Source organism: Staphylococcus caprae (assembly GCF_002902725.1).
GTDB classification, from domain to species: Bacteria; Bacillota; Bacilli; order Staphylococcales; family Staphylococcaceae; genus Staphylococcus; species Staphylococcus caprae.
Genome location: NZ_PPRT01000060.1, coordinates 1 through 7,509 on the forward strand (window position 1 = coordinate 1; position 7,509 = coordinate 7,509).

At 30.7% G+C, this 7,509-nt stretch carries 8 protein-coding genes; 5 read left to right on the top strand and 3 right to left on the bottom strand.

Going from position 1 to position 7,509, the window contains the following annotated elements; genetic code table 11:
• Window positions 1-238: 238 nt before the first annotated feature.
• From CD155_RS10600 to hxlA, 3 genes are all read right to left on the bottom strand, one after another.
• On the bottom strand, window positions 239-571 hold the full coding sequence (locus tag CD155_RS10600; protein WP_002505086.1) for a winged helix-turn-helix transcriptional regulator: 333 nt from the start codon (window positions 569-571) through the stop codon (window positions 239-241).
• An 89-nt stretch (window positions 572-660) separates the two neighbouring features.
• Window positions 661-1,209: a 6-phospho-3-hexuloisomerase gene (gene hxlB, locus CD155_RS10605; RefSeq protein WP_172605789.1), complete on the bottom strand. Its 549-nt coding sequence runs from the start codon at window positions 1,207-1,209 to the stop codon at window positions 661-663.
• Window positions 1,210-1,211: 2 nt separating this feature from the next.
• Complete coding sequence (hxlA, locus tag CD155_RS10610; protein WP_002449613.1) at window positions 1,212-1,844, bottom strand: 3-hexulose-6-phosphate synthase; 633 nt, start codon at window positions 1,842-1,844, stop codon at window positions 1,212-1,214.
• Window positions 1,845-2,043: 199 nt separating this feature from the next.
• Between hxlA and CD155_RS10615 the strand changes: the two genes are divergently transcribed.
• From CD155_RS10615 to CD155_RS10635, 5 genes are all read left to right on the top strand, one after another.
• Entirely contained in the window at window positions 2,044-3,375 is a 1,332-nt protein-coding gene (locus CD155_RS10615; RefSeq protein WP_103213306.1) for a glucose-6-phosphate isomerase, read from the top strand.
• Window positions 3,376-3,406: 31 nt separating this feature from the next.
• Entirely contained in the window at window positions 3,407-4,813 is a 1,407-nt protein-coding gene (gene gnd, locus CD155_RS10620; protein ID WP_053022831.1) for an NADP-dependent phosphogluconate dehydrogenase, read from the top strand.
• Window positions 4,814-4,876: 63 nt separating this feature from the next.
• Complete coding sequence (zwf, locus tag CD155_RS10625; RefSeq protein ID WP_103213307.1) at window positions 4,877-6,337, top strand: glucose-6-phosphate dehydrogenase; 1,461 nt, start codon at window positions 4,877-4,879, stop codon at window positions 6,335-6,337.
• 38 nt (window positions 6,338-6,375) lie between these two features.
• The gene (locus CD155_RS10630) at window positions 6,376-7,014 is read left to right on the top strand and encodes an NAD(P)H-dependent oxidoreductase (RefSeq protein ID WP_074381996.1); all 639 of its coding nucleotides are present in this window, start codon (window positions 6,376-6,378) and stop codon (window positions 7,012-7,014) included.
• A gap of 187 nt (window positions 7,015-7,201) precedes the next feature.
• Complete coding sequence (locus tag CD155_RS10635; RefSeq protein WP_103213308.1) at window positions 7,202-7,402, top strand: hypothetical protein; 201 nt, start codon at window positions 7,202-7,204, stop codon at window positions 7,400-7,402.
• Window positions 7,403-7,509: the final 107 nt, after the last annotated feature.

Sequence of the window (7,509 nt, forward strand, 5' to 3'; positions counted from 1 at the left end):
GTTAAAAATTACATCATATATATACAAAAAAATGAAACATTAATCAAATTAAATGGAACAACTTCTTATTAAAACAACGTTAAAGATTCTGACTCTGTATAGAACTGTATACTATTTTCACTTTGCAACAGAACCTTAATTTCATAGAACGGCGAAATTAATACATGTTAGTCAGCTAATTGAATACTTACATTATAAGAGAGTAGTTAACTTTATTTTTAATTTGCACCAGAACTTTTTAATGTATTATTTCATCCTTGAATAAATCACCCCATTCGCATATTGCATAAACCACCTTATCTAGCTTGTAGCCTATAGATGTCAGCTTATACTCCACTTTTGGGGGAACTACAGAATAAATATGTCTTTCAATAATTTGGTCCTCTTCTAATTCTCTAAGTTGTCTTATTAGCATCCTTTGATTGACATGCGGCAACTTTTTTTGTAGCTCACTTAATCTCAATACTTTGTCTTGAAGTAAATGAAAAATTATAGGGATCTTCCACTTTCCTCCGATAACACATAAAGCTAAATCTTTAGAAGTGAAAAATTCTTTTCCTTTATAATACAATTTTCATCCTTCTTTCTTCTATAATATTAGAATTTACATTGTTAATGCGGAAGATTATATAATCTTCCGCATTAACTGCTTATTTATATCTATTCTAAATTGGCATGATTATTTTGCATAGTTGTTTCATCAACATCTAATTGTGTCATTAGTCCAATGACTACACTATCTAAAAAGATTTGTGATGATTGTTCAAACAAACTACCTAACGGTTGATCAGACCCAGTAGCATCGTGTTTTGTACCTGCTGGTAATTCAACTACTGTGTCTGCAATTTCACCAATTGCAGAATCTAGTTTAGTTGTTAGTAATACCACTTCTGCTTCAACTGATTTCGCTTTATCTGCTAATAAGCGAAGGTGTTCTGTTGAACCCGAACCAGAAATCACAATAAATAAATCACCTTTTTGAATTGATGGTGTTGTTGATTCGCCAATAACAAATGCTTGCTTTCCTAATTGATTGAGTCTCATTGCAAAACTATTTGCAACGAATCCAGAACGACCCTTACCTGCAACAAATATGCGTGATGCTTCAGTTACTTCTGATGCAAATCCATCAAATTCTTCATCTTTAACATGAGATAAAGTGCCCTTTAACTCATGTAAAATTAATTGATAATGATTAAAAGTTGTCATCATTATTTACCTTCAATAGCGTCACGACATTGTTTAGCTGCTTCTACAGGGTCATCAGCATTTGCGATACCGCCACCAACGATTACTAAGTCAGGTTCCTCTGCAACAATTTCTTTAATTGTATCAGGTTTAATACCACCAGCAACTGCGACTTTAGAATTTTTAATTACTGATTTAACTTTACGTAAGCTATCTAATGGAGATTGTCCTTCAGCTTGTAAATCATAACCAGTGTGCACTGCAATATAGTCAGCACCCATTTCATCTAATTCTTTCGCACGTTTTTCTAAATCTTGAACAGCAATCATATCTACTAATAATTGTTTGTCATTTTTATGTGCTTCTTCAACTGCTGCTTTAATTGACGCATCTTCTGCTACACCTAAAATTGTTACAACATCAGCGCCGAATTTAACAGCTTGGCTTACTTCATAGTCTGCTGCATCCATGATTTTTAGGTCTGCTAATACTTTAGCATTGCTAATATTTTCATTTAAATGTTGAACGGCAGGTAAACCTTCGTTAATCACAATTGGTGTACCAATTTCTACAATATCAACATATTCTTCTACTTTTTTCGCAAGTTCTGCTGCTTCTTCTTTATTTAATAAATCAATAGCTAATTGTAATTCCACTATAATTCATCCTTTCATTAATTTATACCTTTATTTTGACATAATTATCAATAAATCAATACTGACAAAATTGGCATATAAGGAATGTCAGCTTATCTAAAGGGGTGACTATTTTTTCAGTATGAATAATATTACACTGTAGTGTACAGTTGGAATTGTAAATATAAGATTAATAATTACAAATTTGGAGGCTTTTTAGATGATTCATATTCAATTAGATTATGGTAAGGCTTTAGAATTTTTTGGAGAACATGAATTAGAACAACAAAAAGATATCGTGAAGACATTACACAAAACGATACATGAAGGAACTGGTGCAGGAAATAATTTCTTGGGTTGGGTAGACCTTCCAGTTGATTACGATAAAGAAGAGTTTTCAAGAATTGTAGAAGCTTCTAAACGTATTAAAGCAAATTCTGACGTGTTAGTTGTTATTGGTATTGGTGGCTCATACCTTGGTGCACGTGCTGCTATTGAAATGCTAACATCTTCATTTAGAACAAATAATGACTATCCTGAAATTGTTTTTGTAGGTAACCATTTATCATCAAGCTATACAAAAGAATTAGTAGATTATTTAGCTGACAAAGATTTCTCTGTAAACGTCATTTCTAAATCTGGTACAACTACAGAACCAGCAGTTGCATTCCGTTTATTCAAACAATTAGTTGAGAATAAATATGGCAAAGAAGAAGCTAAAAAACGTATCTTTGCTACAACAGATAAACAAAAAGGTGCATTAAAACAATTAGCTACGAATGAAGGCTATGAAACATTTGTAGTACCTGATGATGTAGGTGGTCGCTATTCAGTTTTAACTGCTGTAGGTTTATTACCAATCGCAGCTGCAGGTATTAATATTGAAGCAATGATGATTGGTGCAGCAAAAGCACGTAAAGAATTATCTTCTGACAAATTAGAAGAAAATATTGCTTATCAATATGCAACAATCCGTAACCTTCTGTATAGCAAAGGTTATACAACTGAAATGCTTATTAACTATGAACCTTCAATGCAATATTTCAATGAATGGTGGAAACAATTATTCGGTGAATCAGAAGGTAAAGACTTTAAAGGTATTTATCCTTCAAGTGCTAACTACACAACTGATTTACATTCATTAGGACAATACGTACAAGAAGGTCGTCGTTTCTTATTTGAAACAGTTGTAAAAGTGAATCATCCAAAACATGATCTTACTATTGAAGAAGATAGTGACGATTTAGATGGATTAAATTATCTTGCTGGTAAAACAATTGATGAAGTTAATACAAAAGCGTTTGAAGGTACATTATTAGCACATACTGATGGTGGCGTTCCAAATATCGTTGTTAACATTCCACAATTAGATGAAGAAACATTTGGTTATGTCGTTTACTTCTTCGAACTTGCTTGTGCTATGAGTGGTTATCAATTAGGCGTAAATCCATTCAATCAACCTGGTGTAGAAGCGTATAAACAAAATATGTTTGCTTTACTTGGTAAACCAGGATTTGAAGATATGAAAAAAGATCTTGAAGCAATATTGTAGGTTATAAACTATAAAGAAATGAGAGGATACAATGTCTAGTAATATTGGAATTTTAGGTTTAGGTGTTATGGGAAAAAATCTTGCGTGGAACATCGAGGATAAGAAATATTCTGTGAGTATTCATAGTAGAGATAATAATGAAATTAATGATACTATTCAAAAGTCTCATTATCAAAAGATATATCCTGCGTATAACTTGAAAGAATTTGTAGATTCATTAGAAAAACCCCGTAAAATTTTGTTGATGATTAAGGCTGGTAGTCCTACGGATAACATGATAAATGCCTTACTTCCATTATTAGACGATGAAGATATTTTAATTGATGGTGGTAATACAAACTATCAAGATACAATTCGTCGAAATAAAACATTAGCTGAAAGTGGCGTTAATTTCATTGGTATGGGCGTATCAGGTGGTGAAGTAGGCGCTTTAACTGGTCCTTCATTAATGCCTGGTGGTCAAGAAGCCGCTTATAATAAAGTCAGTGATATCTTAGATGCCATTGCAGCTAAAGCGCAAGATGGCGCATCTTGCGTAACATACATTGGCCCAAATGGTGCAGGTCATTATGTGAAAATGGTTCATAACGGTATTGAATATGCAGATATGCAATTAATCGCTGAAAGTTATACAATGATGAAAGACTTATTAGGTATGAGTCATACTGAAATTTCTCAAACATTCAAAGATTGGAATGCTGGAGAACTCGAAAGTTACTTAATAGAAATTACTGGTGATATTTTCACTAAATTAGATGAAAATAATGAACCATTAGTAGAAAAAATATTAGATACTGCTGGTCAAAAAGGTACAGGTAAATGGACTTCTATTAATGCATTAGAATTAGGAATTCCATTAACAATTATCACTGAATCGGTATTTGCTCGTTTCATTTCATCCATTAAAGAAGAACGTGTTAATGCGTCTAAATCATTAAATGGACCACAAGCTTCATTTGATGGTAATAAAGAAGAATTCTTAGAAAAAATCAGAAAAGCATTATATATGAGTAAGATTTGTTCTTACGCTCAAGGCTTTGCGCAAATGAGAAAATCGAGCGAAGATCACGAATGGAACTTAAAATTAGGTGAACTGGCAATGATTTGGCGTGAAGGTTGTATCATTCGTGCACAATTCTTGCAAAAAATTAAAGATGCTTACGATAATAATCCAGAACTTGAAAACTTATTATTAGATCCATACTTCAAAAATATTGTTACAGATTACCAAGATGCATTAAGAGACGTCGTAGCAACAGGCGTTAAAAACGGTGTACCGACACCAGGATTCTCTGCAAGTGTGAACTACTATGATAGTTATCGTTCTGAAGATTTGCCAGCTAATCTTATCCAAGCACAACGTGACTATTTTGGTGCACATACTTATGAACGTAAAGACCGTGAAGGTGTGTTCCACACACAATGGGATGAAGAGTAATATAATTACTGTTACGGAATGAAAACCAGAAACTAGCTAATCAAGTAAAAGGGGGGAACTGCTTTGGATAAAAATTTATCATCATTAATAACAATATTTGGCGGGACAGGAGATTTAAGTTACAGGAAATTACTACCTTCTATTTTTAATCTTTATAAAAAGGGTCACTTTAAGAAATTAGTTATCATTTCTACGGGTTTAGAGGATATAAGTGATGAAGAATATAGAAGTAAAGTAAAACAAATTTTATTAAGCCAAGAAAATTTTGAAATGGTGAACTTATTTTTAGATAACATATTTTACTTTCAACAAAATGTTGAAGATAAAACAAGTTGGAATAAATTAAAGGAACTTTCCAATGATATTGATAAAAAATATTGTTTGGATGGCAATAGATTATTTTACTTAGCAATGAATCCTCAATTTTTTAAAATTATAACTCAAAGCATAAGCCAATCAGGTCTTTCTGATACAAATGGATTTTCAAGATTAATAATAGAAAAACCATTTGGAAAAGATTTGAAATCTGCTGAAGACTTAAATAAACACATAAGACAGTATTTTAAAGAAGAAGAAATATTTAGAATAGATCATTATCTAGGTAAAGAGATGGTGCAAAATATTGAATCTTTACGTTTTGGTAATACAATATTTGAACCATTGTGGAACAACAAGTATATATCAAATGTTCAAATAACTCTATCGGAAACTTTAGGCATTGAAGATAGAGGCCAATACTATGATTCTACAGGAGCGCTTAAAGATATGGTGCAAAATCATGCACTACAAATACTTACTCTTATTGCTATGGAGAAACCCGAAAGCAGAAATAGTAAAGATATTAGACTAAAAAAAATCGAACTTTTAAACAATATAAAATTTTTGAAAGGGGCTGATGTACACAAATATTTTGTTAGAGGACAATATATTAATGGTATTATTAATGAAACTCCGATAATGTCATATCATGAAGAAAAAGGTGTTAATAGTGATTCAACAACAGAAACATTTGTAGCAGGGAAATTACTCATTAATAATGATAGATGGAAAGGGACACCGTTTTATATTCGTACAGGAAAGCGTTTAAATAAAAAAGCAATAGAAGTTGTTATAGAATTTAAAAAATTAAATAGTAAATTAATCTATGAAAATGATAATGAAGATATTGATTGTAATTTAATGGTAATAAATATAGAACCTAATGCCCAAATATCACTATATATTTATGAAAATAAATCAACTAGAAATAATAGAAACCATAATATACAAATCTATAACTTAATAGATAAAAAACAAGTAGTGGATGCTTATGAATCACTTATATGTGATGCTTTAATAGGAAATCAAACTAATTTTGTACATTGGGAAGAACTTAAACATTCATGGGAATTTATAGATTATATAAGTACTGAATGGAAAAAATCTAACGTAACAATACCACAGTATAAACCAGGAAGTTTTGGACCTAAAGAAAGTGATCAATTACTTAAACAAGATAACTTTGAATGGTGGAATAATCTATAAAACGTAAATATTGCAAAACACTATATAGGAGAAGTTAAATGAATATTCTAATAGTATATGCGCACCCTGAACCTCAATCTTTTAATAGTAAACTTAAAGATATTGCACAAACAGTATTGAAGGAGAATGGTAATAATGTCGTTGTATCTGATTTGTATAAAATGAATTTTAACCCTGTTGCTCAAAAATCTGATTTTAAATATTTAAAAAATAATAACTTTTTTAAATATCCTATAGAACAAGAGCATGCTTACAAAAATAACATATTAAGTAAGGAAATTAAATCTGAATTAAGCAAACTATTGTGGGCGGATATTATTATTTTTCAATTCCCTTTATGGTGGTCGAGTGTTCCTGCAATATTAAAAGGATGGTTTGATAAAGTTTTAATATATGGAGGGATTTATGGAGGGGCATATGGGAAGTTTAAGAACGCCAGATTATCTAATAAAAAAGCTATTATAAGTACAACAACTGGTTCATCAGAAGATAGTTTTAAAATACATGGTTCATCAGGAGATATACACAAACAAGTACTATTTCACATTAGTCATGGAATAGTTGAATATACTGGAATGCAATGTTTAGATACATTAATCGCATATGAAATTGATAAAGATCAAAATAGTAGAGATGAGTATATAGAATTTTTTAAAAACAAAATAAAGTATATTTAACAAAATTGAAATACGGAGTAGAGAAATAAAAAAGCTAAGTCATTGATTTATTAAAGCATAAAACACTTGTATGGGCTATTATAGGGAAGTATTCTCAGAATGTGTTAAAAATATTATTAAACCAGAAGACACAGTAATTAATTTAAAATGTGGTTTTTCAAAATAATTTGGAAAGGAGTTTTTGTTTGTGATAATAGAGCAATTAAAACAAGAATTAGAATTAAATACAGTAAATAGTATAGAAGTTTATTTTCATTCTGGAGATTCAGTAGTTGCAAGAAAAATAGACTATTCACAAAGTTCTGAAAAAATTATTAAAGTACTTAATCCAGTGCCTATGTATATTAATTTAGAAAATGTAACATACATTCAGTTAAGAGAAATGTAATAATGTAGAAAGCATGGTTCTGTTGCAAAGTTAAAATAGTATACAGTTCTATACAAAGTCAGAATCTTTAACGTTGTTTTAATAAGAAGTTGTTCCATTTAATTTGA

What these genes read in the sequence shown, in the direction of transcription:
- hxlB (WP_172605789.1), bottom strand. Translation starts at nt 1,209, where the DNA reads ATGACAACTTTTAATCATTATCAATTAATTTTACATGAGTTAAAGGGC.
- CD155_RS10615 (WP_103213306.1), top strand. Translation starts at nt 2,044, where the DNA reads ATGATTCATATTCAATTAGATTATGGTAAGGCTTTAGAATTTTTTGGA.
- gnd (WP_053022831.1), top strand. Translation starts at nt 3,407, where the DNA reads ATGTCTAGTAATATTGGAATTTTAGGTTTAGGTGTTATGGGAAAAAAT.
- CD155_RS10630 (WP_074381996.1), top strand. Translation starts at nt 6,376, where the DNA reads ATGAATATTCTAATAGTATATGCGCACCCTGAACCTCAATCTTTTAAT.